Origin of the sequence: Huijunlia imazamoxiresistens (assembly GCF_037132455.1) — a bacterium.
Lineage (GTDB): Bacteria > Bacteroidota > Bacteroidia > Chitinophagales > Chitinophagaceae > Flavisolibacter > Flavisolibacter imazamoxiresistens.
The window spans coordinates 1-2,655 of the sequence record NZ_JBBBEI010000075.1 but is presented as its reverse complement, the minus strand read 5'-3'; the positions used below and the strand labels follow the sequence as shown (position 1 = coordinate 2,655).

At 52.5% G+C, this 2,655-nt stretch carries 2 protein-coding genes; both read left to right on the top strand.

Going from position 1 to position 2,655, the window contains the following annotated elements:
- The first annotated feature begins 271 nt into the window (after positions 1–271).
- A complete protein-coding gene (gene istA, locus V9K67_RS26895; RefSeq protein WP_336728200.1) occupies positions 272–1,813 on the top strand; it encodes an IS21 family transposase in 1,542 nt (513 codons plus the stop codon).
- A gap of 31 nt (positions 1,814–1,844) precedes the next feature.
- On the top strand, positions 1,845–2,576 hold the full coding sequence (gene istB / locus V9K67_RS26890; protein WP_336728198.1) for an IS21-like element helper ATPase IstB: 732 nt from the start codon (positions 1,845–1,847) through the stop codon (positions 2,574–2,576).
- The last annotated feature ends 79 nt before the right edge of the window (positions 2,577–2,655 follow it).

Here is a 2,655-nt window from a genome sequence, read left to right as displayed (position 1 = left end):
TGAATATTTCGATTAAAGTGAGCCACCTTCTTTCGGTGAAACAAGGCCACCCGGGAGGCCGCTCAGCAACGGAATAAAATAAAGGGAAAAAGAAGGTTTCGCACTATCAGAGCCACCGTTTCGGTGAAAGAGAGCCACCCTTCCTTCCCAATAAAACTGACATTCCGGCGTAATTGAGCCACCCGCAAAAGAGCGTAAGAGATGATTTTTTCTCACTTCGCCATTGCTTTGCCTTATAAATCGCAACGCAATGGCCAACAATCTCTTACCGATGACCCAGATTCGAAGGATCATTCAACTCTTGCATAAGGGATGTGCCCACCGCCGCATCGCCCGGGAACTGAAGCTTTCCCGCAATACCGTAAAGCAATATGCCGACCGGTTACTGGACAGCAAGCACAGCTGCGAGCAACTGCAGGCTATGGATGACGAAGCCCTTTCCCTTATCGTCTACGCCGAAAGCAAGCAAAAGCAAAGCGATCCCCGGCAGGAAGACTTTCAACGGCGCCTGCCTTACTTTACTCAAGAACTGCACAGAACTGGGGTGACCCGGCTGCTGCTGTGGCAGGAATACCGCCGTAGTTACCCCTCGGGCTATGGCTATACCCAGTTTTGCCAATACCTGGGCCAGTACAGCAAAGTGCAGAACGCCACCATGCGCTTTAGCTACCGCCCCGCCGAAGTGATGCAGGTGGACTTTGCCGGTGACCTGATGCATTATGTCGACCGGGACACCGGCGAGCTGGTGCCTTGTCCTGTTTTTGTAGCGGTGCTGCCCTATAGCGGCTACAGTTATGTTGTTGCCCTTTGCGATGCCAAACAACCCCGCGTCATCAAAGCCCTCAACGAATGCCTTCAGTACTTTGGCGGCGTGCCCCAGGGCCTCAAAACCGACAATATGAAGCAGCTGGTCAGCAAGTCCTGCCGCTATGAGCCGGTATTTACGGAAACATTCCAGCAGTGGGCCCTGCACAATAACATTGGCCTGGATGCCACCCGGGTGGGCAAGCCCAAAGACAAGGCATTGGTGGAGAACGCCGTCAAACTCACTTACCAGCGTATTTATGCCCCTTTACGCGACAGGGTGTTCTTCTCCCTTGCGGAGCTGAATGGGGCTATCAGGGAGCAGCTGGCCATTCACCACAGCCTTTGGTTCCAGCGCAAGGACTACAGCCGCCAGGACCAGTTCCTCCAGGAAGAAAAGCCCCTGCTGGCCCCTCTGCCGTCGGAGCCTTATGTGCTCAGGCACTGCACACAAGCCAAAGTGCAGCAATCCTACCATATTCTGCTGGGCGAGGACTGGCACAACTACAGTGTGCCTTTCCGCTACATTGGCAAGACAGTTAACGTGGTTTACGACACCGAAGTGGTGGAGATCTATCATGAGCACAAGCGCATTGCCCTGCATACCCGCAGCTATAAAAAGCACGGCATTACCACCCTGAAAGAGCACATGCCGCAAAACCATTTGCACCAATGGGAAAAGAAAGGCTGGGACAGGGAGTACTTCGTAGGTGAAGCCGAAAAGATCGGCCCCAACTGTGTCCTTTTCATGCAGGGCCTGCTGAACTCCAGGCAGTTCACTGAGCAGGTCTATAAGAGTTGCGAAGGACTGTTGCGGCTGGCTGCCGCTTATACTGCCGTGAGGCTGGAAGGCGCCTGCAAAAGGGCTTTACAAGGCCACAACTTTTCTTTCCGCACTGTAAAGAACATCCTGTTGAACAACCTGGATAGGGAGCAAACGCCAAAGCAATCCTATTCCTTTACCATGCCTGCCCACGACAACCTCAGGGGGCCGCAGGCTTATCTCTAAACTTTACTAATCACTATTTATCCTTTCAAACATGAACACAAAAAGTACCCTGGAACAGCTCACGGAGCTGAAGCTCTATGGCATGGCCCATCTTTACCAGGCAGTAACAGAACAGCCCGTACACCAGCAACCGGAAGCCCATACGCTTATGGGGATGTTGGCCGAGGCGGAAACACAGTACCGACAGGGGCAAAGGACACAGCTGTACCTGCGCCTTTCCAAGCTGCGCTACCACGCCTTGACCGAGCAGGTAGCAACCGGCGAGCAACGAGGGCTAAGCAAAGAAGCACTGCTTCAGTTCTGCGACGGTTCTTTTATTGACAGGGCCGAAAACGTCCTAATTACCGGATCTACGGGCTGCGGAAAGAGTTACCTGGCCTGTGCCCTGGGAAGGAAGGCCTGCATGCTGGGCTACCGTACGCTTTATTTTGCCATGAGCCGGTTTGTAGAAGCCCTTGCTACGGCAAAGTTGGACGGTTCTTACCTAAAGTGGTTGAACCAGATTGCTCGCACGCCGCTGCTGATCCTGGATGATTTTGGTTTGCAGCCATTGGATCACCAAATGAAGCTGGCGCTATTGCAGATACTGGAAGATCGCTATGAAAAGGGAGCCACCATCATCACCTCCCAGTTGCCGGTAAAAGCCTGGTATGAGTACATCAATGAGCCGACCCTTGCCGATGCCATTATGGACAGGTTGTCAGCTCACGCTCATAAGATCGAGCTTAAGGGAGAATCTCTACGTAAGAAGAAAAACAACTAATTTTAACTCATCAACTTACGTTCCTCTTAACTGGCCTTGTTTCATCGAAACGGGTGGCTCGCTTTTACCGAAATACACA

Coding starts and splice junctions, on each gene's coding strand:
- istA (WP_336728200.1), top strand. CDS start 272: ATGACCCAGATTCGAAGGATCATTCAACTCTTGCATAAGGGATGTGCC.
- istB (WP_336728198.1), top strand. CDS start 1,845: ATGAACACAAAAAGTACCCTGGAACAGCTCACGGAGCTGAAGCTCTAT.